The organism is Pontibacter arcticus (assembly GCF_003284895.1).
In the GTDB taxonomy this organism is placed as follows: Bacteria; Bacteroidota; Bacteroidia; order Cytophagales; family Hymenobacteraceae; genus Pontibacter; species Pontibacter arcticus.
The window spans coordinates 1073511-1100335 of sequence record NZ_QMDV01000001.1 but is presented as its reverse complement, the minus strand read 5'-3'; the positions used below and the strand labels follow the sequence as shown (position 1 = coordinate 1100335).

Genomic DNA, 26825 nt, shown 5'->3' with positions numbered 1-26825 from the left:
GCTTTACAGCAAAGCTGTTTTCTTAATTTTAATTATCTTTAGCACATGAGCGAACCCCGTAAGAAACTGTTTTTATTAGATGCACTCGCATTGATATACCGCGCCCATTTTGCTTTCAGTAAAAACCCGCGCATCAATTCCAAAGGACTTAACACCGGCGCTGCCCTGGGCTTTACCAACACGCTGGTAGAAGTGCTGCAGAAAGAAAAGCCAACCCACATCGGCGTAGCTTTCGATTCATCAGCGAAAACATTCCGCCACGAGAGTTTTGCCGCCTACAAAGGCAACCGCCAGGCCATGCCCGAAGATATTTCGATTGCCATACCTTACTGCAAAAAAATTGTAGAAGCCTTTAATATTCCGGTGCTTATCCTGGATGGCTACGAGGCTGATGATATTATTGGCACCATGGCCTGCCGCGCCGAAAAAGCCGGATTTGATGTGTACATGATGACACCCGACAAGGATTACTGCCAGCTGGTAACGGAGCATGTGTTTCTGTACAAGCCAGCTTTCCTGGGCAATGCTGTAGATGTATGGGATGTGAACAAGGTACTGGAGAAATGGGAAATCGAACGCGTTGAGCAGGTTATTGATATACTGGGTTTGCAAGGCGATGCCGTCGATAACATACCGGGTATACCAGGCATCGGCGAGAAAACAGCGAAAAGTTTGATCCAACGCTTTGGCTCTGTCGAGAACCTGATCGCCAATGCCGACCAGCTCAAAGGAAAGCAGAAAGAGAACGTCGTCAACTTTGCAGACCAGGGCCTGATGTCGAAAGAGCTGGCTACCATCCATTGCGATGTGCCACTTGATTTTAGCGAGGATGCCCTGCGCTGCGATAAACCGAATGAAGAACAACTAACCGAGCTTTTCGCTGAACTGGAGTTCAGGCAACTGGCGCAACGTGTATTGGGGCAAGCGGGTACTGTACCTGCACCAGCAGCAAGATCGGTACGTGGCAGCAAAGCAACTAACCAATCTCAGACTTCACTATTTGGTGCACCAGCTGCGGAAGTTATACTTCCGGAAGGCGAACCTGTTACAGAAACGCTGCGCACTTTTGCCACCACCACCCAGGATTATCACCTGATCGATACACCGGAATTGCGCCAAAGCCTGGTGCGCTACTTAAAGCAGCAGGACGAGATCTCGTTTGATACCGAAACATCCAGCATCGACCCGATCACGGCGAAGCTGGTGGGCATGTCGTTCAGTTACATGCCAGGCGAAGCGTATTATGTACCTGTGCCGCCAGATAACCAAGACGAAGCTGAACGCATCGTTTCCGAATTTAAGGATATATTGGAGAGCCAGACCATTTCCAAAATCGGGCAAAATATCAAGTATGATATCCTGGTGATGAAAAATTACGGGGTACAAGTGCAGGGCCCGATCTTCGATACGATGCTGGCCCATTACCTGTTAGAGCCCGAAATGCGCCATAACATGGATGTGCTGTCGGAAACCTACCTTAACTACAAACCTATTCCGATAACGGATTTAATAGGCGCAAAAGGTAAGAACCAGCTCACCATGGCTGACCTTAAGCCGGAGCAAATAAAAGATTATGCCTGCGAGGATGCTGATGTTACGTTGCGCCTGAAGTTATACTTTGAGCCATTGTTACAGGAACAGGGTTTGATGAAGCTGTTCACGGAAGTTGAAAACCCGCTGGTACAGGTGTTGGCCGGTATCGAGAAAGAAGGTATAAGTATAGATGCCAACGCACTGGCTGATTTTTCGAAGCAACTGGAGTTTGAAATTGCTACTCTGGAGAGTCAGATTTTTGACATTGCCGGCCAGGAATTTAACATCGGCTCTCCGAAGCAGTTAGGCGAAGTACTGTTCGATAAGTTAGGGCTGCAAGGCAACTCCAAACTCAAAAAAACAAAAACAGGCCAGCATGCCACCGGCGAAGAAATTTTATCGAAGCTGGCCGGCGAGCACGAAATCGTCAGACTGATACTGGACCACCGCCAACTGACCAAGCTGAAATCCACATACGTAGATGCACTACCGCAGCTGGTTTGCGGCCTGGATAACCGCGTGCATACTTCCTTTAACCAGGCTGTAACCGCTACGGGTCGCCTCAGCTCTACCAACCCGAACCTCCAGAACATCCCGATACGCACCGAGCGCGGTCGCGAAATACGCAAAGCTTTTGTGCCACGCAACTCCGGGCATAAGATCATCTCTGCGGATTATTCTCAGATCGAGTTGCGCATTATGGCTGATTTCAGCGATGACCCGACCATGAAAGAAGCCTTCCGGAATGGCCTTGATATTCACGCTTCCACGGCAAGCAAAGTGTTTCACGTGCCACTCGACCAGGTGGACAGCGACATGCGCCGCAAAGCTAAAACGATTAACTTCGGTATTATCTACGGCATCTCAGCATTTGGCCTGGCCGAGCGTTTACGTATTCCGCGCCGCGAAGCCGCCGATATTATAGAAGCATACTTTCAGGAGTTTCCGGCTGTGAAGGCGTACATGGATACTACCATTGCCAAAGCCCGCGAACAGGAATATGCCGAAACCATACTGGGCCGCCGCCGCTACCTCCGCGATATCAACTCCCGTAACCAGACCATACGCGCCTTCGCGGAACGCAACGCCATCAACGCACCCATACAAGGTACTGCCGCCGACATCATCAAAATAGCGATGATCAACATACACGATTACCTGCTGCAGTCCGGCCTGAAAACCCGCATGATCCTGCAGGTGCATGATGAATTGCTGTTTGATGTACCGACGGATGAAATAGAGATCGTAACGCCTAAAATTGTGGAGCTGATGACTAACGCACTGCCGTTAAGCGTACCAATGGAAGTTGGCCTGGGCGTAGGCGAGAACTGGCTGGAGGCGCATTAATCAAATGTTATACTTGAAAGCTATTTAGCGTTTTAAATGAAACTTGATTTTGGATGCCCTTGCTGCGTGTTTTCACCAGCAAGCACAAAAGCCGGCGTTTAGATTATCGGTGAAAACACCAACAATAGCGAATTTATATACTAAAAGCGAAAATGCCAGCTAGCTTCTTCATTTATACTTATAGCTAATGCCTCATAAAAAAAGCACCTCTCTTGCGGGAGGTGCTTTTTTGTACTTTATACTTCAGGCAGGTTAAGGGAATACAACTGTTCTGTATTGTGTCTCATCCACTGTCTGTAGTTTGGCGCTATACTTTGCGTTAATAGACTTGATCATCTCGTTGGCAATGAAAGCATAACCACGTGGTGTAGGGTGCACGCCATCCAGCGAGAACAGGTTACCTGTGATAAATGCCGGCGAGTATGCAACGCCATAGCTTGAGAAACCACCCTGGATAGAAGTGAAATAAGCGTTTGCATCAAAAATAGCAAGTGACTTTGCAGTTGCCTGTGCTTTGATAAAATCGTTGAACGTCTTAGTAGCATCTTCTATCGCTTTTAATTCGGTAGCATCAACAATTAGTGCACTTGGCCATGGGTTTTCAGGGGCACCAAGGGCTTTTGTTGTATCAATCGCATATCTGCTTAACAAACCTGCTAATACCAGGTTTACAGCAGCCGGGCTTGGGCTTTGCTGCTTCGCCAGGTCTTTCCAGTATTTACCGGTTGGTCTGCCGATTAAGCCAGCATAAGCAGAGCCTGTTAGCGTAAACAATACTGTACCACCTGTTGCATCCTTGATAGTAGCGGTTGGTACCAGTGTTCTGTTTTTGGTATTATCAACATTTGTGGCGCTGCCTGTAAAAGCAACAAAACCTGCTGATTTAGCTGCCGTAAGCGCTGCCTTCACTTGTGGGCCAACTGTTGTAAAGAATGGCACACCTGTTACATCAGGAATAGTAGCTACAATACCTTTAGCACCTTTTGCAGTTAAAGCATCTACCATGGCGCTGTAGTTAGCGTTAAACGTACCGGTTTCAGTAATTGCACCAGCAAAACCGCCTGCAGTTGCGAAACCTAAAATATCGTTGTTACCTAACCAAAGGCTGAAGAAAGTATGGTCTGTTGATTGCTGCACGCGCTGCAGGTAAGTTTGCATAGCCTGAGCGTCTGGTGTAATGCGCTCAAAGTATGGATTGCCCGCCGCACTGCCGTATCCTGGTGTATTGATATCTGCTACCCTGATGCCTGGTATACCGTAGTTATTAACCGGCTCTGTATATTTTGTAAGCAGCGATGAATTTGGCGCGCGCAGTGCAAGATTTTCAGTAACAGGTGCTGTAATAGGTGAGCCGGTTGCTGTAAAACCTGCCAGCCTGATGTAACCTGAACCGTTGCGTTGTGCTTCTGTAAACAAAGGCTGAGCGAAATCGCCACCACCAATTGCTTTAAACTGCTGTGCAAGGATAGCAGGGTATGAGTTTACCTGCCCTTCCAGGCTTAGGCCGTTATCAGAAAACCCTGCCGTAAGCGAGTTACCTACTGCAATGTATTTTGTAAAATCAGCTGAACCGGCACTGGATGCAGGCGCATCAATCTCAGGATCGCAGCTTGTAAGAAGCACACCGGCAAACAGCGCCAGCATACTTGATCTATAGAAAATCTTTTTCATATTGTGCTAAGAAAGAAAATTAAAACTTGTAGTTAAGGCCGATACCAGGTGCGTAAGCCACTGACTTATACGTACCTGCAATACCACCAGACTTGTTTGAAAGATCTGTACGCTCTTCTTTGTTAATATAAAGGAAAGAAGCATCGATGCTCAGTTTCTCAGACAATGTATAGCCAATACCAGCTGATAAGCCTAAAGCGTTTGCATCCGGAGTTTCTGGAGTTAAGTAACCATCCTCTACAGGTGTGTTATCGTAATAAGCACCCGCGCGCAGGTTAAGCGCTTCTGTTAATTTATACTCGCCACCTATTCTGAAGATGTACGCATCATCGTAGTTACGGGCGTTTTCTGTAAAGCTGGCACCATTTACGTTTGCTGAATAGTCGAAGCGTAGTTTTTCGTAAGCGCTCCAGCCCACACGGCTCACATCAATAGCGATCGTTAACTTTTCGGTTGGCATAATACCAACACCAATGCTAACGGTAGATGGCAACGGAAGCTCCGCATCAAATGTAGTTCCGGCCGGGAAACGACCTGCTACAGAAGCTGGCGCATTAAATTCTGTATCGCCTTCTTCTACTTTCATATCTACTTTAGAGCGATAGCTCAGACCAACTGATATTTTTTCGCTTGGCTTAAAAAAGATACCCGCATTAATACCGATACCGCTTGCACCGCCGTCCAGTTCTACGCGGCCTTCTTCCTGGCCTTGCAGCGGAATAGAGCGCTGCAGGTTAACACCACCTATGGCATAAACAAAACCTACACCAAAACCGAGTTTTTCTGTAAGCTGGTAACTAACCGTAGGCTGAATAAAAATAGCCTGAAGCGTTAATTCATTTAGCCCGAAACGGCCGTTCCAGTCGCTGCCCCAGTTTACGCTGCTACCGAAAGGTGTGTAAACACCCAAACCTACTGTTAACAGGTCATCTGCTTTGTAAGTACCATAAAAGTTGAAAGGTGTACCCAATGGGTTATCAGACATTGCCTCGGTGCCACTTGGCTCCGGAGCACGGTAAGCTATTTTAGAGATAAGCCCTGTAGCACCTATTGTAACACCGTTCTCACGCACCTGGCTCATAGCACCCGGGTTAAAGAAAATGCTGGCGTTACCTGTTACAATCCCTGTTCCGGTATGGCCCATGCCTATCTGGCGCTGACTTGCCAGGTTTACCTGGTATCCTCCGGCCATTGCCGATCCCGAAAGTAAGGTGCCTCCGAGTAATAAGGCTAAAATTTTGCTTTTCATAAAAACTACGTTTTGAAATAGGATCACATATACTCTTCAAATATAGGAAACATCTGTTCCTTTTACAGCAATATGAGGCCTTTTTTCAAATATTATTTCATATGAGTCGAAAAAATTATTTACCCGAAGGTTTATACTTCTATACAGGCTCATAAAACCATTTACCCAGCTCTGACATCACCCTGATTTATACTTTACCTGAAGGCCATTTAGCTTGCGCTTTCGCTCAAATCATACTTTCAGAACTTGGTAATCCGCTTTTAGCAAACTGTTTATACGTTGGCCTGTTACACTCATCAGAAACTATGTATGGCTGTGCGTGCAACTCTGAAAACGGATCGTACAGCTATTGCGATAACAGCTGAAAAATATTTAGCTGAAGTAGTTCGCCTTAATGGTTGGCTTATCGTTTAAATACCCTGATTTAAAACAGACTTTATGTATGATGTAATTATAATTGGCGGCGGACCAGCAGGCCTGAGTGCCGCTATGTTACTGGGCCGTTGCCGCAGAAAAGTAATTGTGCTGGATAGCGGGGAGCCGCGCAACCGTTGGTCTGATAGTATGAATGGTTTCCTGAGCAGTGATGGGATGAGCCCCGCTGACTTTATAGCAAAGAGCCGTTCCGAAATGGACAAGTATAACATTGAGCTTAAAACCACCATTGTAACCTCAGCGAAACACTCGAAAGGCGAGTTTGTAGTAAACGACGAAGAAGGTACTGTATACCGATCCCGGAAATTATTGCTGGCAACCGGCCTGAAAGACAAAGTACCGGAACTTGAAGGCATTGAGCCGCTCTACGGAAAATCGGTGCACCACTGCCCTTACTGCGATGGCTGGGAAAGCCAGGACAAACAAATAGCCGTGTATGGCAAAGACCGTAAAGGCGTTGGCCAGGCGCTGGGCATGAAAACCTGGAGCGACCACATCACGCTTTATACCGACGGCACACGCAGCCTTACCAAGGCCGATATGGAACTGCTCCAGCGAAATGATGTAGCTGTTTGCACCGATGCCATTGCGCGCCTGGAAGGGGAAGGAAGCCAGTTGCAGTACATCGTGCTCCGAAATGGTGAAAAACGCCCGCAGCAGGCTATGTTTTTTTCTACGGGCTCCATGCAGCAATCTCCTTTGGGCGAATCGTTGGGGTGCGAGTTTACAAACAAAGGCGTTATAAAAACGCGCAGGCTGCAGGAGTCTAACATACCGGGTTTGTATGTGGCCGGCGATGCTGCCCGCGATATGCAACTGGTGATTGTGGCTGCCGCCGAAGGTGCCAAAGCGGGTGTGGCCATCAACATGGTACTGCAGAAAGAAGACAGAAAGTAGGGCTTTATACTTTACCAGCCTACTTTGAAAGTATAAAGTGTTTCTGAATGACTATAAAAGTATAAGCCGGCCCTTGGTTAAGGTCCGGCTTATACTTTTATACTTGCTGTTCTGTTTCTACTGGCTGGAACAAATGCTCTTTTAAGCAATACCGGTAACCTTTTACCAGCAGGTGCATGCTCAGGTTTTCGACGGCAATAGGTTCATTATCATCTACGTGGCGGGTATTGGAGAATTTCATTTTGCTTCCGTCTATGATCGTAACCACACCTGGCCCAAACACTTCTACCTGGTTTCCTTCGTTTATCATAATGCCTGTTTCCTCGCTTAACCCGATACCGATGTGGCCCGGGTCGTGGGCGATGGCGTGCGCCAGCCTGCCAAAGCGGCCGCGTTCTGCAAAATGTGTATCAATGTAAACGTTATTTATAAAGCCAAAACCAGCAGTTGTTTTCATTTCGCCTTTGATGAGCGAATAATGGCCGTAGCCGTCGTAGATCATGCAATCAGACATCACAGCGGCTCCCGCACTTGTGCCCGATATAATGATCTCTTCTTCCCGGTAACGTTTCAGCATAATGCCAAGCAGTTGGGTACCTCCCAGAAACTCGGCGAGGCGCAACTGGTTGCCTCCCGTAAAAAAGATCACGTCTGCTTTCTCTATGCGGGCAATGTTATCGGCGGTGTCGGCTTCGTGGTTTTCGTCTATGTGCATAAAGCGCACGCTGCTGCACCCCAGTTCCTCAAAGGCTTCTTTGTAGGCCGTTCCGGATTCTTCGGGCTCGGTGGTGGCGGTGGTAATTACTTCAATATGAGAATTTAAACTACACAATTCCGAATGGATCAGTTTTAAAAGACCATCATCGTCTCCGCCTCCCAAAGCGATCAGTTTCCCTTTTATCTCTCTCATATAGTGATGTTGTACTAGGCTCAAAATGATACTTTATACTTTGTAGCGCTGCTTTAAGTTGATTTTTTGTGTAGGTACCTGTTTTCAGATTTCCAGGCACCTAAAAGCAGCTGTTGCTAACCAGTTACTTAACAAACCAACAGCCCCAACAGTTTGCAGAATTTTGCACGCGGAAGCATCTTTTTATACTTGGCAAACATCTGTTAGATACGGGTACGGCAAAGCGAAAAGTATAAACCAGCAGTGTACTGGTAATCATCTGGCTATAAATCAGTTCAGTCAAAAAAATAGTGAAAATAATTATAGCACCTCAAGCAACCATTGCGCTGCAGCTAACATCTATTAGATAGGAAAACATAAAAAATCAATCCACATTAACTCTTACAACTATGAAACTCATTATTCTTCTTTTATCCTTAGTTACTGGTTTCGGTGCAACAGTTAAAAAGTCTTCAGACGACATGAAAGCACTGAAAGCAAAAATCGAACTGAACCAGTACAGCCAATACCCTAACTTATTGCCAGTGGTAGAGGTGGTCGCTCCGCGTATCCCGAACGATTCTATTTAAGCCGTGCACACTTTTCAGCAGCAGCCCGCAGTACAACCTGAAACTATGAAGCCTTTCTTGAAGCCTTTCTAATTCTTTCTCTTGCTCTTCTTATTTACCTACTAAGCAGCCGAAGCAGCCCGGCACAGGTATGCCCAGCCTGAAAACAACCCACTGCCAAGCCCCGGATTATACTTTTTTTATAGTCCGGGGGCACAGGCAGGTTTAAAACTAGTTCTTTTTGAAAATATCGAAGACAGAGCTTTTTTCCTGTTCTTTCTTTTTACGCTTTTTGCTTCTCGTATCGTCTTCGTCGTCCTGTTTCCCGAACGGCCAGAAGCTCTTTTTCACTTTTTTCTCTTTCACGATAACATAGCGAACCGATACGCCCGAGGATAATTGCACCCAGTCTTCGTGGTTAAAATGAGCCGCCGGTTTCACATCCGCCGATAGCAGAAAAGGCAGGCCATTTACTTTGTATTCGATGCCCAGAATACCGTCCACGCCGGTAAAAACGCCGTGGTCTTTCAGGTTACCGATGTGTGCGCCAGCTCCCAGGTAATAATTAAAACGCTTGCCCAGGATCGGGAAATGCCACTCGTACAAAGCCGTGCCGCTGTACTCGCGCGAGCTGATAGCCAGAATCCCTTCTATAGTGCCCTTCTCGTGGAGCAGTTGCTGTACCGATAAACCAAAACGGTCGCTTTCGAGGCGAACGCCGGCTGCTGTGCGGTATTTTTGCGCGGAGGCCGCCGTGGTTATACTTAGTAAGAGCAAAGTGATCAGGTAATATTTTTTCATTTCGGGGTAATTTATACTTTGTGCCGCCGCAGGGTTTGCGGAGCAGGTTTAGTTGGTGGTAGTACAACGCCTTTCGCTACCGGTAATTATTTAAAAGCAAAACTAATTTAAAGCTGCATATGCCGGATTTATACTTTACTCCTGCCCCGGGCGGTAGTTTCGTGCTGCTTTCTTTTCGCCTTGCTTTTTCTTTGATTCGAGGCGCTTGCGAACAGCGCCGCGGCTTGGTTTGGTGGCGGTTCGCTTCTTTTGTTTGGTAAAAGCCTGGCTCAGCAAGTCGTAAAAGCGCTTTATAGTTATTTCCTTGTTCTGAAACTGGCTTCTGGCCTCCTGGCTTACAAGCTGCAAATACCCTTCGTTGTTTATGCGGTTGGCCAGTTTCTGCCGGATCAGTAATTTCTCTTCTTCGGTTAGCAAAGCCGAACTTTCCACATGGAACTTCAGTTCTACTTTGCTGGCTACTTTATTTACATTCTGACCGCCTGCACCGCCGCTCCTTGATGCCTGAAAACTCATTTCCTGCTCCAGGCCACGCGCTTTTATATGGTTCATACTTCTGATGTGCTACTTTTTGGTATGTGTTACGCTACGGATTATTAGTACAACAAGCTAAATATTTTATGCCTGATGCGTCTTTTAAATCCTTTAGCATATTCTTGAAACAAAGCTATGGAAACCGCGCCTTACCCTACCAGAAAAGACCGAAAAAATAGGCCAGTATCTAAAGGTCTTTATACTAGTCTAAAGTTATACTTTACTTTTACAGAGCAGAAAGGCAGTTATCCAATATAGTTGCCTTTTGTTGACCCGGATCTGGAACGGCTCAAACCCTATACTTTACAGCTACCGTATGCTATACTTCTGCTTTAAGTTAAAGTATAAACAAGAGTCTTTATGCTGAAAATAGGATACCACGCTTCGCACGAACAATTTAAGCCGAGCGCTTTATTAAAATATGTACAACTGGCTGAACAGGCCGGGTTCAACGCATCACTTTCTTCAGACCATTTTGCGCCCTGGAGCTTAGACCAGGGCGAAAGCGGATTTGCATGGTCGTGGTTGGGAGCGGCCATGCAGGCCACCGACTTTTCGTTTGGGATTGTGAACGCCCCCGGGCAGCGCTACCACCCGGCCATTATTGCGCAGGCAGCCGCTACTTTAGCTGAGATGTTTCCGGAAAGATTTTGGGTAGCTATGGGCAGCGGCCAATACATAAACGAACAGATAACCGGCGAGCACTGGCCCGTAAAACAACACCGCAACGAGCGCCTGAAAGAATGTGTGGATATTATCCGGGCACTCTGGAACGGCGAAACCGTAACCCACCACGGGCATGTAAAAGTAGAACAGGCCAAATTATTTACGCGCCCTGCCATTGCTCCTAAAATTATCGGCGCTGCCATAACCGAAGAAACCGCCCGTTGGGTTGGTAGTTGGGCCGATGGTATGATTACGGTTTCGAAACCACCGCAGGAGCTTAAAAAAATGGTTGATGCTTTTAGAGAAGGCGGCGGAGAAGGCAAACCCATGTACCTGAAAGTGCAGTTATCTTACGCTGAAAACGAGCAACAGGCTTTGCAGGGAGCACACGAGCAATGGCGCTCCAACATCTTCCCGAGCCCGGTGCTGTCTGATCTGCGGACAGCCAAACAACTGGAGCAAGCAGCTATGTTTGTGCGCGAAGAAGACCTGCGCGATCATGTGCGTATTTCATCGGATCTGAGCCAGCACTTGGCCTGGCTGCAACAAGATCTGGACCTCGGTTTTTCCCAACTGCTGCTTCATAATGTAAACCTGCAGCACGAGCAGTTTATTGAGGCATTCGGCAACAAGGTTGTACCTGAGCTACTGAAGTATAAAACTTCCTGAACCATACTTTAAAGTATAAAAAAAGGCGGCTAACCAGATTGGTCAGCCGCCTTTTCAGTAGTTATAAATTTTATACTTATAATTTAAATGTATCGTCGCTGATGCCTTTGTTTATATCAATGGTCTGCACTTCAGCTTTAATCACTTGCGGGCCAACAGCTGTCTCTACTGTATACGGAAACTTAAGTCCGTTTACTTCTTTGTAGTTGCTATAGGTTTTGGTCTGCGTGATAGCACCTTGTGGCGTCTGTAAGTTGGTTACTTCTTTCAGTTTTAAGCCGGTATTCTTATCAAAGTAATGCAGTGTTTTCTGTCCGTTCGGAAGCACTACTTCTACTACATACGCGTCTTTGCCATCTACTTTATCCATGGCCGTCAGGCTGGTTTTGATGCCCAGCTTCGCATATTGCAACGTCGGGAACAGGTTAGCTTCCAATTGTTGCGCAGCCAATTCCTCTTTGGTCATCTCCTTGCTGATGCCCTGCATAGGCGCTTCCATTTTGCCTTTGTCCCCGTTGATCACGACACGCTGCATCGGGCTTCCGTTCATCATTACCTGCACGGCAAACTTGCTATTGCCTTTCTGCTGTTGCTTTAAAACTAAGGTCATACCTTGTACAGAGGCATTGCTGTTGATGGCGATGTCTTTTACTTTCTCAACGGCAGCCTGGCCACCAATCGCTTTCAGGTAGTTATCCAGTACTTGTGTGGCAGTTACGCCTGCCGGCACTGCCGCTGCGGCACGTTCTGTTTTCTCGCCTGTAGCAGTGTAGTAGGCAATGGCGTTATCATCTTTATCGAACTTCTGTAGTTTTTCTGCAATATCACCGGCGTTACCAACGGCTACAATGTAGCTCTGCTCCGGCGTTACATACTTTTGCGCTACTTTCTGAATGTCTTCTGCTGTAACAGCTTCCACTTTTTTCAGGTAGTTGGCATAGTAATCGGCTGGCAGGTTGTAACGTGCCGTGTTGATCGCGTAAACGGCTACCGTAGCAGGGTTTTCAAGGCCACGTGCAAAGTTACCAGTCATGTACGCCTTGGCATACTTCAGTTCTTCGTCTTTTACGCGCTCGCTGCGAATGGCAGTCAGTTCTTTCATAAACTCGGTTACAGCGCTATCGGTAACAGCGTTACGCACGTTGGCGGATGCACTGAAACGGCCCAGAATCTCATCTGTAGAAAGGGAAGAGTAAGCACCATAGGTATAGCCTTTATCTTCGCGCAGGTTCATGAACAAACGCGCCGAGCTGCCACCACCAAGTATGGCATTCATCAGCTGTGCCGAAACAGCATCCGCATCGCCTGGCTTCAGGTCGGCTGCATTTACAAAAGAAAGTACGCTTTGCACCGCGCTCGGGCGATCCACGATCACAACCTGCGTTTTTTCAGGCTGCTTCGGCAAATCATACTTTACTTCTTTTACATCGCCTTTTTTCCAGTTCTTCAACGATTTGTTCAGCAGCTTTTTCACTTCTTTCGAAGATACATCGCCCACCACGGCCAGGTAACCGATATTTGGTTTGTAGTAGCTGTTATAGTAGTTCTGGATGTCTTGCAGGGTAATATTCTCTACTGTTTTTTCGGTCATCAGCTCGCCGTACGGGTGGTTTTTGCCATACAACAGCATGCTGCGGATTTTGCCGGCAATCGCGTCCGGGTTATCTTTTTCCGACGCCAGGTTGGCTACCATCTGCTTTTTTACCTTGTCCAATTCTTCCTGCGTGAAGCTAGGGTTTAGCAGCACATCCGTGGTCAGGTCGAGTAGGGTTGGCAAATGCTTTTTAAGGGATGACGCCGAAAAACCTGTAGACGAAAAGCTCAGGTTGGCACCGATAAAATCTATCTGCTCATCCAACTGGTCTTTGCTGCGGCTTTTGGTTCCGGTACGCATCATCTGGCCTGCTGCCTGCACATAACCGGCTTTGTCGCCTTCCAAAATCGGGTCGCGATCCAGTACCAGCGCAAGCGATACCACCGGCTGCTTGTGGTTTTCCACTACGTATACTTTCAGGCCGTTTTTCAGCTTAAAGCTTTCATACTTGCCCAATTCAATTTTAGGAGCCGGACCCGGCGCAGGAGGGGCTTGTTTTGTTTGTGCCGGCGCTACGTAAACGAATGCCAGCGCCAGTACCAGAGTACTATATATTTTCTTTACCATGATTTCTCTGTATGTGTACTTGACAAAGGACTACTTGATGAAAGACAAATGACTGTTTAAAGTATAGCCTTAGTTCAGTCCGTCTTTTGTCAAATGGTCTCTCGTCAAAAATTCTTTATTTCTTTTCTGCTGACTTTGGCAGGTAATGCAATACCACCCGGTTGTTTTTGGTCAGATACTCTTTGGCCACACGCTGAATATCTTCCTTGGTTACCTTCATGAAGCGGTCGATCTCGGTGTTAATCAGGTTCGCATCTTTGTAGTATACATGGTAGTTAGCCAGGTTTTCGGCGCGGCCTGCTACCGTGCTGTTCTGCTGCACAAACTGGCTCTCGATCTGGTTGCGCAGTTTCTGGAACTCCTTATCGCTTAACGGCTCTGTTTTTACACGCTCAATTTCAGCATTCATGGCATCTTCCAGTACCTGTGCTTCTGTGCCTACGCTGGCAATAGCATACGTCAGGAACAAGCCCGGGTCTTCAGTCGGGAACGGAATGGACTGTGCTGCCACTGCTTTCTGCTGCTTATCAACTAATGCCTTCGGTAAACGGGCACTTTCACCACCCGATAACAAGGTCGTCAGCATAGACAGGGCATAGTGGTCCGGAGTACCCTGCGCCGGAATGTGGTACGCCTGAATTACAGCTGGCAACTGAATGTTGTCATATACAATTTTACGACGCTCTTCTGTTTGCTTCGGCTCTTTTATAGTTGGTCTCGGGATGGCTTTTGTTCCCTTCGGGATGCTGCCGAAATATTGCTCGATCAGCTTCTTAGTTTCTTCTACGTTGATATCGCCGGCGATAGAAAGCGTGGCATTGTTCGGTACATAAAACGTCTTGTAGAAATCACGGAACTCCTCGATCTTGGCATTATTCAAGTCTTCGAACGTACCGATCGGGGTAATTTTGTACGGGTGCTCTTTGTAAGCTAAGCCAAACGTGTTTTCCAATAGCGTTCCGTAAGGCTGGTTATCTACGCGCATGCGTTTTTCTTCCTGTACTACTTTTCGCTGCGTTTCTACGCCTGTCTGGTCTACTTTGGCGCCTTTCAAACGCTCTGCTTCCATCCAGATGCCCAGTGCAAGCTGGTTAGAGGGCAATAACTCATAATAATAAGTACGGTCGAAAGAAGTATTGGCATTAAGCGAGCCGCCGGCTGCCTGCACCATGCTCATGTACTGGCCACGGTCAATGTTTTCGGTGCCTTCAAACATCAGGTGCTCAAAGAAGTGTGCAAAACCTGTACGGCCTTTTTCTTCGTTTTTAGAACCCACATGGTACAGTACCGATACCGCTACGTTAGGCGTTGAATTGTCCTGGTGCAGAATTACGTGCAGCCCGTTCGGGAGCGTGTATTCTGTAAACTCAATCTTGTTGCTTTTGGATTGAGCCATAGCCGCAAGGCCGGTGGCGCACCACAAAAGGCAGATAATCAGCTTACGTTTCATAAAGAATAAAAATTGTTAAAAGGGAATAAGGCAAGGTGCCCTGCTAAGAACAGCTTTTGTTATAGAAAGTATAAAATTAAAGCAAATGGGGCGCAGTTACTAATTAGTTAGGTTTGCCAGGTTGTAAAACAGACCAACCCAAGCTTAACCTAGACGAACCTATGGGCTTTCTAGACAAAAAAAGGCCCCAGGCAAGACAATTTTATACTTTGCAGGCGCTGATTTGTATAGCTGCCCGTGTATAACCAAGTATAAATCCGGTGCCGGAAAGCATGATTCCGGGGTTTAATACATGCGCGGCAGCTCGATGCCTTTTATTTTTCGGTAAAGCCCAAGTGCGGCCTGGTCGGTGAGGCTGCCTACAAAATCCGTGATGTGGAGGATGCGCTCGTAAGTCGTAGCAGACTCCGGGAGTTGGATATAATGCGCAGGAATGAGGGCTGCCAGTTTTTTGTAATGCTTCGACTCGGTCCGGAAAACGGCTTTCATGCAGGCTTCCAGCAAACCGCCTAATACCTCAAAACCGGCCGCTTCAATCTCCAGAACAGGGCGATTCTGGTAAATTAACTTCACAGAAAGTTCGCTGATCTCGTTTAAAACAGGTTTGCAGGCCAGTTCGTTTATCAAAGGCTTGTCGTAGGTACCGTTCAGGATTTCTTGTTCGTGCTGTAAAAAAATACCGGCGGTTTCTTCTATCAAACGGCCAATGATGCGGGCGCGCAGATACCCGATCTCCTCTTTCCAATCGTAAAAAGAAAGCGTGGATTGCCGGTTCGGATCGTCGTTCAGAATCTGGCGGAGCAAGTCCATTCCTTTTTCCTGCGGCACGAGGCCAAGCTTTAAGCCATCTTCAAAATCAATGATGCGGTAACAGATATCGTCGGCGGCCTCCACTAAGAAAGCAAGCGGGTGGCGCTGAAAAATAACTTCGCCTGCCTGGCTTTTATTCAGCAAGCCCAGCTCGTTGGCAATGGTGGCAAACCATACTTTTTCGGTCTGGAAGAAGCCATACTTTTTCTCGCTGGTATTTTTGGTGCCTGCTATAACCGGTAATGATTCTTTCGGGTATTTGGTAAACGTGGCAAGCGTAGTATAGGTAAGACTGAGGCCGCCGGGCAAATTGCAGTGCGCCGGGTATGTATAAGTTAGCGTCCGGAAGCCGGCGGCGTTGCCTTCGTAGCGTTGAAAATCGGCTTTCTCGGCAGCGGATAAATTGGTTAAAAAAGGCTGCGCTTCATCACTCAGGAAGTATGCTGAAATAGCGTCTTCGCCGGAATGCCCGAACGGTGGGTTTCCGATATCATGAGCCAGGCACGCGGCCGCTACCACATCACCAAAATCAGCTTCCTGTATGTTTTTTTCTTTGGCCAGTTCCGGGTAGCGCTCGAGTATACTTTTGCCCACAATGCGCCCCAACGACCGGCCAACCACTGATGCTTCGAGGCTATGGGTAAGGCGGGTGTGTACAAAATCGCTTTCGGGCATGGGCATTACCTGCGTCTTGTTCTGTAACCTCCGGAACGCAGACGAAAACACGATACGGTCGTAATCGCGCTGAAATTCGCCCCTTACAGACTCATCGGAAGTATACTTTTTAGCAGTTGTTTCGAAGCGTTTTTTAGAGATAAGTTTGTTCCAGGTAGCTGTATTCGGGTGCATAAGTATAAACGAAATATAAAACAGCCTTACTACAGCAATGCGCTGATAAATAAAGTGCCGATAAAAAACACAAAAAGGGTGATGTTGTAGATGAGCGCGATCGGAATCATCTTAAAAAAAGTGCGCCAGAAAGAACGTTTGTATACCTGCCGCAAGGCTATAAAAGTATAAATAAGTATGACCAGAAAAACCCAGCCTAATAAATCTACACTGGGTAGCACATAGTTTAGCAGCAATACGATACTGAGCACTATAAAAATAAAGGAATGTAGGTGGATGGAGAACATCAGATGCTCCACATAATTGCGCCGCTGCTTGATGTAGAACAAGTATAAAAGGTATGCAAAAAAAGGCATCAGCACGAACATCATCAGCGAAAAGTTTTTGAGCAGTTTTGCCCGGCTTTGCTCGCTGTTGTTCAGAAACTGGCTGAACTTATTTTCCAGGAAATTGGCCCGCCCGGTATCCCCGAACTCCAGCCCGATCCGGCCGTTGGTGGTGTCCATCACAGCAAGGGCAGAATCCTGCGGATCGAACCGAACTATACTTCCCGAATTGAGTTGCTCCTGCTTTATGGCTTCGGCAGTTGCCTGCCGTACTGCTGCTGCTGTTTCCTTGGTGTTGTTACTTGCCTTTAGATTTAAGATGTTATGGTTAATGGCAACCAGGAAAAAGAACAAGAAACTGATGAACACATACAACCGGAAAGGCGGCACATACGAAGCGCGCTGGCCTATGTTAAACTTTTCGGTGAGCAGACCGGGCCTGATGAGCAGGTACTTCAGGGTTTTTAAGAATTTGGTGTCGTAGTGCAGGGTGCCTTCAAAGAACTCCGCTATCAGGTGCTTTACCGGCACGTTCAGGTCGTGGTTTTCCTGGCCGCAGTTAGGGCAAAAGTTATTTATATCCTCAAACGTATAACTGCAGTTCGGACATTGGGCAAGTTTGCGCCGTTTCTTTTCCATAATTGCCTGACAGGCTAAGGTTGTGCTCTCATTGTAAGATCAAATATAGTTTTATGCCTATAATAATGCTATACTTTATCAGAATTAACTAATCTAAATGCAAAATGGCCGGCACATTGCAAAAACTGCAAGGTACCGGCCATTAGAAGTATAAAAGATATTTTATCAGAGCTTCACGATCCTGGTTTCGCCGCTAGTCGATTTGTCCTGCCACTTTAAGATGTATATGCCTGCTGCAAACTCTGTCATGTCGATCTGTGCAGGGGTGCTATCGGCAGTTACCACAATGGTATAGGTACCCATTAGCTTACCTGTGATAGAGTATAGCTGCAGCGAAAGCGAAGTATTCTGCTCGACTAAGTATAATAACTGTACAATATTGTTCTGCGGGTTTACAGGGTTCGGAAACGGTTTAAGCACTCTCAGCGCTGAAGGCTCGACGGCACGCTTCCTGATAGTATAACCAACTTTTCCATTGTTGTAAGTAACTTTTATTCTGTAAAAACTACTGTTTGGTAAAGGTGTTGGGTCGGTGTAAGCATAACTGTTGCTGGTGGTGCGGTCTATTACACTGCTTACATTGTTCCAGGTTATGCCTTCGGCGCTGCGCTGAACTGTAAAGTAATCAATGTTGCCACCGTTCTCAATTTCCCATTTTACCAACACATCACTACCCTGATAGGCAGCAGTCATATTTTTAACTTCGGGTACGCATCCGCCTTCCGGGTTAGCGCGATACGGTTTTGCATCACCACCTGCTTCTCCGGACCGGCAACCGGTTGCCAGCGCTGCTTTTTCAGCGATCAGGCTGTTCGCTATAACGGTTGCGCCGCCAGCAATATCGTCGGGGCTTAAGGTTCTGAACAGTACTTCGTCTTCTACGGCAAAGTGCATTACAGCTGAATTAGGAAGTATAACGTGTCCTAATTGGTGCGCATGACCCAACTCGTGTAGTATAACGGTCTCGAAATCGAATTGCCTGGCTTGTGGTGCGCCGGGGCCATATTCCCAGTTAATGTTGGAGCTTATTTCCATATCAAATTCCTGCACGCGCCAGCCAACCTGCCGGGGTGTGCTATTGGTCTGGCAACCGGCATAGCGGCTTACGGTGCGGGCCAGCACATTTTCGCCCAGCGTTGTTCTTGGTGCAAAGCGGATCACATTCTGGTTATCTTCTGCGCTGGCATCTATGGTTGTGTTCTGCCCGATCTGCCAGTTTACGGTTGTGTTGCAAACCCAGCTGTTCAGGGCTCTTGTAAATCCTTCTCTGGCTTCGGTGCGGTTTGCCATACTTGTAGAGAAACGCACCGTGTAGCCGCCCTGGTTATTACGGTCTGCTAAAACAGGCTGGTAAGACAGGCCTTCATAACTGATGTTAGAGTAGGCAAACGGAATAGTAAGGACGGCGGTGCTGGTGGTAATATTGCCGTCGGCTGAAATTACATTTATCTGACCGGTACCGGCCGGGCTGCCATTCTCTCCTTCTGATGTTGAAGGCACATACATTTTGATCTGTGTGTTAGACCACGAAATATACTCTGCTGCCAAAGGCCTTATAAAACTGTCTCCGCCATCATCTGCGTTCTTAAACTCTACAGCGCCATTTTCGCCGCGGCTGTTGCCAAAGCCACTCCCTGTAATGGTAAGAATGGTTTTGGTACCGGCACTGGCTACCTTCGGTGAGAAATCGGTTATAACCGGGGCTGCTGCTCCCTGCGTTTTCTGCTGTTGTACTTTGTTTGTTTTTAGGAGGCGCTCGTTTCTGGAAACCGTCCGGAATTGTTTGCCCGTTTTTTTGGATATCTGCTGGTAAACTTCGTCTACTGATTTATACTTGCTGAACACATCTTTGGCCGTTCCGCGCTCCAGGTTATACGTTACCAACCCCTGCTGGCTGCCATAGGCACGCACCGAAAGCAATTTTCCGTTCTCGGGTGTACTGTGCACAGGCAGATCTTTCCTCAGGAAAAATACGCCCTGCTGCCCTTTGGAAAGATGCAATGCCGTAGAGAAGACGTGCTTGCTCATGCCTACTGTTCCGCCTTCTGTTATCACTTCAACTTCCTGTGCCTTTGTTTCGCCTTTAAACAGCTTGTATACCCTAATAATGTTGGAAGTATAAATGTTGGCATGGTTCGCATCCCAAAACGATTTCTGCGACACAACTTCCCCTTCCAGTACCAGATCGGCTTCCTGCACACGTTTCTCCAGGGTGAGCGGAATCATTTGGGTTGGTTCGGATGCCTGTACTCTGTGGGCAAGCAGCATTGTAAATAATAACAGCAGCATCCGGAAGCCGGGAGAAGTTATTTTAGAAAAAACGGTAGAGTTGATAACCATACAAGCAAAAACAATAGAATGAGTTAAGTTAATAATTTTGAAGCAAAAGTACTAGATCAGACCGAAAATCTTAGCCATCGGATTAGTGCCCTACGCATATACCTACTTTGCAGTTGAGGGTTATACGCAAAAAAACCTGGCAGGCTCGTACAAGCTGCCAGGTTTTAAAAAACTTAACTGGTATACTTAGTTTTTATTGTACTGTATATTAATACTGGTATTGGCTCCCTTGCCCTCCGACATCATCTTTTTATACTTTTCGTGCAGCTCCTGCGGTTGTTTTTTACCATTCACGATCAGATCGCTATCTGTTAACTGGATGCTGAGGTTAGCCGCGTTCTTTTCTAAAATGCCATCTTTTATCAGTTCGCTTTTCACATCTTCCATTCGCTGCGTACGGGCCTGGTGCTCTTTTTCGCGCTCGGCATGGCGTACGGCCATTTCTTCGTGGCGTTTGGCGCGTTCCTGGTGCAGTGTTTCCTGGCGTTTAAGCATTTGCTGGTGCTGTTGCAATTGCGCCTGGTAACGTTCCTCGGTTAAACTACCATTTGCCCGCAATGCACGCAGTCTGGCTTCATAATCCTTCATGTCAGCTTGGTACTGTTTCATATCTGCTTCGTATTGCTTCAGGTCTGCTTTGCGGCGGTCTTTATCTGCTGTGCCTACAGGCATAGGTGGCCTAGGAGGAGCGGGCGGAACAGGAGGCAGCATTTCACGGGCTGGCGCAGGTGGTGCAGCAGGTACCGGCGGCGCAGGCGGCACATCGCCATCTGTGCTATACCTGTAGGTATAATTGCGCGTTTCTGATCTGCGGTTTCCACTTGCTGCGGCCTCTCTGGCTGCTCTCATTTCGGCCTGAACTTCTGCCCTGGTTGCTTTCGGTGCTTTTTTGGTTGCCTGCAACTGCTGTGCTACCAACTCGCTGTACTGCTCTATGTCTTTGTCCGGAATGCGTTTCCCGTTTACATACAACTCCGTAATTTTCCCTTTTTTATTTTTGATGATCACTATATTCTGCTGTTGCCCTACGGTATCCTGCAAAGTATAAACAGAAGCAGCTTTCTCAGTTTCATCGGTTGTTTCCGGCTTTAAGGCAACTTCTGTTTCAGGAGATAAAATCTGTTCTGCTTTCTCCGTTTTCTTTACCGGATCGCTCCATGGATTTAGCGCCGCCATCGCGCTCACCGAAAAAACCAGGCAGCCAACTACCACTACCAGCGCCGCTACAAAACCTTCCGAAAAAGTTGGCCCTGGCGCCGGTTGCCCGATCAACCTTTTAATCCTGCTCAGCAAAGAACCTTTACCACCTGACACCGCCATGGCCATACTTGGTGAAACCGGAAGGCGCATAGCTTCCAGTTCGGCTAACGCGCGGGCATAGGTCAGGGTATCACCGCATGCTGCCACAGCAATATCATCGCAGCAATGCTCGCGTTCGGCACGCACAATACCCGATATCCACCACATAGCAGGATGGTAGAAGAACAGCAACTCTACCACCGACTGTACTAAGTTAAGCAAATAATCTTTCCGAAGTATATGCGCCAGCTCATGGGCCAGCACCGCTTGCACCTGGTTTTGCGACAAGCCGGTTACCGCGCCAATCGGCATCAGGATAACAGGCTTGATAAAACCAATGGTAACGGGCACCTCTACCAGCGCAGACTCCATTAGTCTTACGGTTTGCTTTACACCGATGTGATGGCTGAGTAGTTGTAATTTGTTTTGCCAGTTTTGCCCCAGTGCCGCTGTTCTATACTTCCGCAGGCGCTGTGCGTATGCAATACCGCCTATAAAACGGAGCAACATCAGCAGCAAACCAAGCGCCCAGCACGTAACCACCAACGGCAAGTGCTCTTTAAAGTATACCTGCGTAGCAGCTAAAGGCGCATCCCAGAAAGTACTTGCTTCTATGCTTGGAGCCACAGCATCAGCCTGAAGTATAAGTTGCGAATTTATACTTGCTGTAACAGTTGCCTCGGGCTGGCTGCCATAGTATAGAAATGTAGCCCCTGAAAAACAAAGCTGAAAGAGCAACGCGCTACCTGCCACCCAATACCTTATTTTAGCGCTGTGCCGGTGCAGCACAACCAGCAAAAGGCCAAGTATAACGGCCAGCAAAGCCCCCTGCCAAAGCGAGTGCAGCAAGGTCCAGCCCAAGGCATTTACCAACGCCTCCGGGAAAATTTCGGGTAACAGGTTCATTTTTTACCTCCTTCCAGTTTATCTAATAGATTTCTTATTTCATCAAGTTCTTCGCGCGAAGCGGTGTGGTTACCGAGCGCCTGCATCACCAACCGGGACGCCGACCCCCGGAACGTGCTGTCCAGGAAACGGTCGAGGAGTTGCTTTTGAGTGGCTTCCTCTTTCAGCAACGGCCGAAACACATGCGAGCGGTTTGCCTTATCCGCTTCCAGCATTTTCTTTTCGGCCATGATCTGCATCAGCTTTAAAGTGGTGGTATAGCCGGCGTCTTTGGTTTCGCTCAGTTTATCGTGTACAAAGCGCACCGTGGAAGGTCCATTTTGCCAAAGTACCTGCAGTATCTCCAGTTCGGCTTCGGTTGGTTTGGGGTGTTTTTCTAAGTCCATATTATACAATCAGTTAAAGCGACACAAAAGTGATCATGCAAGTATATACGAATCTTTTCGTAAAAGGAAATTTTATTTACGATTTATTTCGTATGTTGAAGTAAAAAGGGGGAGGGGGTTTATACTTTGCTGGCTTACTTTCTTTCTAGCTTAATAGAGAAGTGCTTGTTGTATAGTTGGCTTTTTCGCTGCAAGTCCGCTGGGTCTTACTTTTCTCCTTGATGAGATTAACCACCCCGCCTGCGGCACCCCTCCTTGAAAAGGAGGGGTGTTGGCTTAACCAAAGACATTTGCTTTGAACAGAAGTATACTTTGCTATGAAGTATAAATCAGATGATCGAAGAAAAAAACTTTTCCAGTTTTCGCATGAAGCGCCTTGTGAGTTTCCGGTGCCACGTTAGTGGCAGTCGTTAGACAGGAAATGAACACAGCGCTGAAGGCGAAAACGCGGCCAGCGCGGCCGCCGAGCGCGAAAGCCGACTATGAAACAATAGTTTAAAAAATTAACCAAAGCAGCCAGCTACGCCAGCAAAGTATAAATTCACTAAAACAACTCCCCCTGCACCGCTTGTACAAACTTCTTCGGCAACTTTATATCCAAATTGCATACTTTATTTAACTCTTTTATAAGGTAAAGCGCCAGGTCCGGAGCCAGGGTGTTATCAGGCTCATGCACAAAAAAGTATAGCTGCTGCAAGCCATTCTCAAACCATACTTTCAGGCGTTGCACCCACGCATCAATTCGGGTATAATCTGTTGGGTGCAGGCTGTTCCCTACAAACCGCACCATAGCCGATGGCGTGGTAAGGCGCATGTGCAGCACATCGCGCCTGCCGGCTACATCCGTTAACACAGTGCCTACTTTATACTTTTGCAACACCTCAAACAGCTCCAGGCTGGCAACATTATCTGTATACCAATCGGGGTGGCGCAGCTCTACGGTAAACGGAATGGTTTCCGGAATAAACTGCACAAAGGCTTCCAGGTCGGGTAGTTGTTTGGGGCCAAAATAGGGAGGCAACTGCAGAAACGAATCGCCCAGTTTATCTTCCAGGCCAGCTATGGCGCTACAGAATGCGGCAGTCAGGTCGGCGGTGTGGCGCAACTGGCTTTCGTGGCTGATGAGTTGCGGAAACTTAGGACAGAACTTAAACCCCTGCGGCGTTACCTGCTGCCAGCGCTCAATTGTACTCTGGCCAGGAATATGGTAGTGGCTGCTGTTAAGCTCGATGGTGTTAAACTGCCTGCCATACCAGTGCAGTGCATCTTTCTCTGACATGCCCGCCGGGTACCACGAACCTACCCAGCTTTTATTTACCCACACCGGTAGCCCAATGTATACCTGCGGTTTTTCGGTACGCTTAAACTGCTGCAAAAAGGGCAGTGTATCGGGGTGGTCGGGGGGTAGGGTAAAGTCTACAAGGCTGATATCTGACAGCTTTCCAAAGTCCATAATTTTCGCTTTTCTTCTCTATACGGTGTCTGCAGTTTCAGGGCAAAAACCACAGCAGCGTTCTACGTTGCAGCCCGAAATCTACCATCTTCCGCCCCTTTTATCATACGAAACAGAAATTTTTTTTCGTTTTGATGCAGCCATGCTGTGTTACAGAAAAAACCTATGAAAATATTGCCATATGTCCCTTAAACAGCGATTTTGTCAAATAATGCCCTATAATCAATTATGCGCTTTAAGCAGTATCCCCCTACGCCTTCAGGGCAATAATGCAGCAAAAGGGCTCGTTTAAAATATTATTTTGTAACTTTGCGCCTTCATCAACATTTAAACATATGACTAACGATAGAAAATTTTTCCTTTTTACAGTAATCATTTTTCTATTCCTCGGCTTTCACGAGCCGGTTCTAGCACAGACCACAGATGTCCAGAAAGGACAAGCCTCCTGGTACGGCAGCAAATACCATGGCCGCAAAACAAGCAGCGGCGAGCGCTATAATAAAAACCACATGACTGCTGCGCATCAAACCCTGCCCTTCGGTACAAAAGTAAAAGTAACAAACCTGGACAACCAAGAGTCAGTAATTGTACGCATCAACGACAGAGGCCCGTTTGTAGGCAATCGTATTATTGATGTTTCGGAAGTAGCTGCCCGTAAACTGGATTTCCACAGAGAAGGTATTGGCCAGGTAAAAGTAGAGGTGCTGGAGTTACCCGGCGATTATAACCCGGCAAACGCAGGTTTCTATACCATCCAGACAGGATCATACTTTGACCTGGAGCATGCCCAGACCTTGAGCCAGCGTTTAAAAGCATTCGATAAGCACCTGCCCGTAGAACTGCAGGAGCAGCAACTAGGAAACAAAAAAGTATTACGCATTCGCGCCGGCCGTTTCGAGAACCGCCAGCAGGCACAAGCCTTTAACGATCTCCTGAAAGAAGAAGGCCTGCAGGGGCTGGTAAAAGAGGCATAAGCGCCACTTCAACATTCCTGTTTTCGGCTTATCTGTAGGTCGGTTTAGAACAAAGAAAATTCAACCTCTTGTACACCTATATATAATGAGTGTGCAGCAGACAAAAAGCGCAGCATCCGGCTAGAGGGTGCTGCGCTTTTTTGCTTTTAAGTACTATTCGGTTTGGTAGAACGCTTTGCGGGTTTCATCTAGAGAATATAGGCTTTAGACAGATTACTGTGGTTAAACTTTGATATAAAAACCAAAATCTTTATACTTAGCTAACGAAACCTAAACTCTCTAAACTACATCTAAACTTTACACTACTTTGAAAAGACGAAATTTTCTTGAACTATCGGCGCTGGGCATCGGTGGGTTAATGCTGCCAAGCATCCCCTTGTTTGGTGATATTATTGCACCCGAACGCCTGCTGGAGACCGTAGACACGGCCCTTAAAAAACGCCTTGCTGACGTAGCCCTGAATACCGCCAAAACAAGAGGCGCTTCTTATGCTGATGTGCGCATTGGCCGCTACCTGCAGCAGTATGTTTTCACCCGCGAGAAACAAGTACAGAACGTAGTAAACGCTGAGTCTTACGGCGTAGGTATACGCGTACTGGCTAATGGTACGTGGGGCTTTGCTGCCACTTCGGATGTATCGGATAAAGGCATTGCCAAAGCAACCGAACAGGCTGTAGCCATTGCCAAGGCCAACGCAAAACTGCAGAAAGTACCGGTTCAACTGGCTCCTGTAAAAGGGTTTGGGGAAGTATCCTGGAAAACGCCGATCGAGAAAAACGCTTTTGAAGTACCTGTGGGCGAAAAAGCAGACCTGCTGTTAGCTGCAAATGCCAAAGCCATGGAGAACGGCGCTAACTTCGTAAACTCTGCCTTGTTCCAGGTAAACGAACAGAAATATTTTGCCTCTACGGATGGCTCTTATATAGACCAGGATGTGCACCGCATCTGGCCAAACTTTACGGTAACGGCTGTAGACAGTGCCTCCGGCAAATTCAGAACCCGCGAAGCATTAAGCTCGCCAATGGGCATGGGGTACGAATACATGAACCCGAAAGCTTCTGAAAAAATTAAAGGCCCTGAAGGAACAGGCCTGGTAGGCTACCGCAATGCCTACGATATGCTGGAAGATGCGACACTGGCTGCCAAGCAGGCCAAAGCAAAACTGACAGCAAAATCGGTAGCGGCCGGCAAGTATGACCTTATCCTCGATCCGAACCACCTGGGCTTAACTATTCACGAATCGGTGGGCCACCCGCTGGAACTCGACCGTGTACTGGGCTACGAAGCCAACTATGCCGGTACTTCTTTTGCCACGCTGGACAAATGGAAAACCAAGAACTTTAAGTATGGCTCTGATAAGGTGCACATCTTTGCTGATAAAACGCAGAAAGGTTCGCTTGGCCTGGTAGGCTGGGATGATGAAGGCGTGAAAACAAAGCAATGGGATCTGATCAAAGACGGTACGCTGGTAAATTACCAGGCCATCCGCGACCAGGCACACATCATCGGCGAAAAAGAATCACATGGTTGTGCGTATGCCGATAACTGGAGCTCAGTGCAGTTCCAGCGTATGCCAAACGTATCGCTGGCTCCGGGCAAAACCAAAAAGAACGTAGACCAGCTGATTGCCGGCGTTGACAAAGGTGTTTACATTGCCGGCCGTGGCTCTTACTCCATCGACCAACAGCGCTATAACTTCCAGTTTGGCGGTACCGTGTTCTACGAGATTAGCAAAGGCAAAATTGTAGGCCAGTTAGAGGATGTGGCATACCAAAGCAACACCCAGGAATTCTGGAACTCCTGCGCTGATATGTGCGACGAAAGCGACTACCGTTTGTTTGGCTCTTTCTTCGACGGAAAAGGCCAGCCAAGTCAGGTAAGTGCGGTATCGCATGGCTCTGCTCACACCCGCTTTAACGGCGTAAACGTGATCAACACAGCCCGTAAGATCTAGTCTTTTACTTCTAAAGAA

19 protein-coding genes are annotated in these 26825 nt (G+C 47.4%); 6 read left to right on the top strand and 13 right to left on the bottom strand.

Annotated elements, in window-relative coordinates:
* The first annotated feature begins 45 nt into the window (after positions 1 to 45).
* Positions 46 to 2880 (top strand): DNA polymerase I, encoded by a 2835-nt coding sequence (gene polA, locus DP923_RS04885; RefSeq protein ID WP_112304656.1) that lies wholly within the window; start codon positions 46 to 48, stop codon positions 2878 to 2880.
* 252 nt (positions 2881 to 3132) lie between these two features.
* Here polA and DP923_RS04880 read toward each other — a convergent pair whose 3' ends face one another.
* Together DP923_RS04880 and DP923_RS04875 are read right to left on the bottom strand one after the other, a co-directional pair.
* On the bottom strand, positions 3133 to 4551 hold the full coding sequence (locus DP923_RS04880) for an SGNH/GDSL hydrolase family protein (RefSeq protein WP_112304655.1): 1419 nt from the start codon (positions 4549 to 4551) through the stop codon (positions 3133 to 3135).
* A gap of 19 nt (positions 4552 to 4570) precedes the next feature.
* Complete coding sequence (locus tag DP923_RS04875; protein ID WP_112304654.1) at positions 4571 to 5800, bottom strand: OmpP1/FadL family transporter; 1230 nt, start codon at positions 5798 to 5800, stop codon at positions 4571 to 4573.
* Positions 5801 to 6238: 438 nt separating this feature from the next.
* On the opposite strand from DP923_RS04875, the gene DP923_RS04870 reads away from it, so the two are divergent.
* Positions 6239 to 7132, top strand: coding sequence for an NAD(P)/FAD-dependent oxidoreductase (locus DP923_RS04870; RefSeq protein ID WP_112304653.1), 894 nt, complete (start codon positions 6239 to 6241; stop codon positions 7130 to 7132).
* 97 nt (positions 7133 to 7229) lie between these two features.
* On the opposite strand, the gene DP923_RS04865 is transcribed toward DP923_RS04870, so the two are convergent.
* Positions 7230 to 8042, bottom strand: coding sequence for a cyanophycinase (locus tag DP923_RS04865; RefSeq protein WP_112304652.1), 813 nt, complete (start codon positions 8040 to 8042; stop codon positions 7230 to 7232).
* 389 nt (positions 8043 to 8431) lie between these two features.
* On the opposite strand from DP923_RS04865, the gene DP923_RS04855 reads away from it, so the two are divergent.
* Entirely contained in the window at positions 8432 to 8611 is a 180-nt protein-coding gene (locus DP923_RS04855; RefSeq protein ID WP_112304650.1) for a hypothetical protein, read from the top strand.
* A 210-nt stretch (positions 8612 to 8821) separates the two neighbouring features.
* Here DP923_RS04855 and DP923_RS04850 read toward each other — a convergent pair whose 3' ends face one another.
* Together DP923_RS04850 and arfB are read right to left on the bottom strand one after the other, a co-directional pair.
* On the bottom strand, positions 8822 to 9391 hold the full coding sequence (locus DP923_RS04850) for a hypothetical protein (RefSeq protein WP_112304649.1): 570 nt from the start codon (positions 9389 to 9391) through the stop codon (positions 8822 to 8824).
* A gap of 135 nt (positions 9392 to 9526) precedes the next feature.
* Entirely contained in the window at positions 9527 to 9943 is a 417-nt protein-coding gene (gene arfB, locus DP923_RS04845; protein ID WP_112304648.1) for an alternative ribosome rescue aminoacyl-tRNA hydrolase ArfB, read from the bottom strand.
* A 342-nt stretch (positions 9944 to 10285) separates the two neighbouring features.
* Here arfB and DP923_RS04840 point away from each other — a divergent pair, with 342 nt between their 5' ends.
* Positions 10286 to 11260 (top strand): TIGR03885 family FMN-dependent LLM class oxidoreductase, encoded by a 975-nt coding sequence (locus tag DP923_RS04840; RefSeq protein ID WP_112304647.1) that lies wholly within the window; start codon positions 10286 to 10288, stop codon positions 11258 to 11260.
* Between the two features lie 76 nt (positions 11261 to 11336).
* Here the strand turns inward: DP923_RS04840 and DP923_RS04835 are convergent, their stop codons facing one another.
* The 8 genes from DP923_RS04835 to DP923_RS04800 form a co-directional block, all read right to left on the bottom strand.
* Entirely contained in the window at positions 11337 to 13421 is a 2085-nt protein-coding gene (locus DP923_RS04835; protein ID WP_112304646.1) for a M16 family metallopeptidase, read from the bottom strand.
* A gap of 115 nt (positions 13422 to 13536) precedes the next feature.
* Positions 13537 to 14871 carry a M16 family metallopeptidase gene (locus DP923_RS04830; RefSeq protein ID WP_112304645.1) on the bottom strand — a complete coding sequence of 445 codons (1335 nt, stop codon included), beginning with the start codon at positions 14869 to 14871 and terminating at the stop codon, positions 13537 to 13539.
* 285 nt (positions 14872 to 15156) lie between these two features.
* Complete coding sequence (gene dgt / locus DP923_RS04825; RefSeq protein ID WP_112304644.1) at positions 15157 to 16530, bottom strand: dGTP triphosphohydrolase; 1374 nt, start codon at positions 16528 to 16530, stop codon at positions 15157 to 15159.
* 29 nt (positions 16531 to 16559) lie between these two features.
* Complete coding sequence (locus tag DP923_RS04820; RefSeq protein ID WP_239020938.1) at positions 16560 to 17495, bottom strand: DUF3667 domain-containing protein; 936 nt, start codon at positions 17493 to 17495, stop codon at positions 16560 to 16562.
* 165 nt (positions 17496 to 17660) lie between these two features.
* A complete protein-coding gene (locus DP923_RS04815) occupies positions 17661 to 19835 on the bottom strand; it encodes a T9SS type A sorting domain-containing protein (RefSeq protein WP_112304643.1) in 2175 nt (724 codons plus the stop codon).
* Between the two features lie 186 nt (positions 19836 to 20021).
* Positions 20022 to 22040 (bottom strand): M56 family metallopeptidase, encoded by a 2019-nt coding sequence (locus tag DP923_RS04810; protein WP_112304642.1) that lies wholly within the window; start codon positions 22038 to 22040, stop codon positions 20022 to 20024.
* Positions 22037 to 22426, bottom strand: coding sequence for a BlaI/MecI/CopY family transcriptional regulator (locus tag DP923_RS04805; protein ID WP_112304641.1), 390 nt, complete (start codon positions 22424 to 22426; stop codon positions 22037 to 22039). Before DP923_RS04805 ends, DP923_RS04810 begins: the two co-directional genes overlap by 4 nt.
* A 544-nt stretch (positions 22427 to 22970) precedes the next feature.
* Positions 22971 to 23879, bottom strand: coding sequence for a DUF72 domain-containing protein (locus DP923_RS04800; RefSeq protein WP_112304640.1), 909 nt, complete (start codon positions 23877 to 23879; stop codon positions 22971 to 22973).
* Positions 23880 to 24214: 335 nt separating this feature from the next.
* On the opposite strand from DP923_RS04800, the gene DP923_RS04795 reads away from it, so the two are divergent.
* Together DP923_RS04795 and DP923_RS04790 are read left to right on the top strand one after the other, a co-directional pair.
* The gene (locus DP923_RS04795; protein WP_112304639.1) at positions 24215 to 24853 is read left to right on the top strand and encodes a septal ring lytic transglycosylase RlpA family protein; all 639 of its coding nucleotides are present in this window, start codon (positions 24215 to 24217) and stop codon (positions 24851 to 24853) included.
* 307 nt (positions 24854 to 25160) lie between these two features.
* A complete protein-coding gene (locus tag DP923_RS04790) occupies positions 25161 to 26807 on the top strand; it encodes a TldD/PmbA family protein (protein ID WP_112304638.1) in 1647 nt (548 codons plus the stop codon).
* Positions 26808 to 26825: the final 18 nt, after the last annotated feature.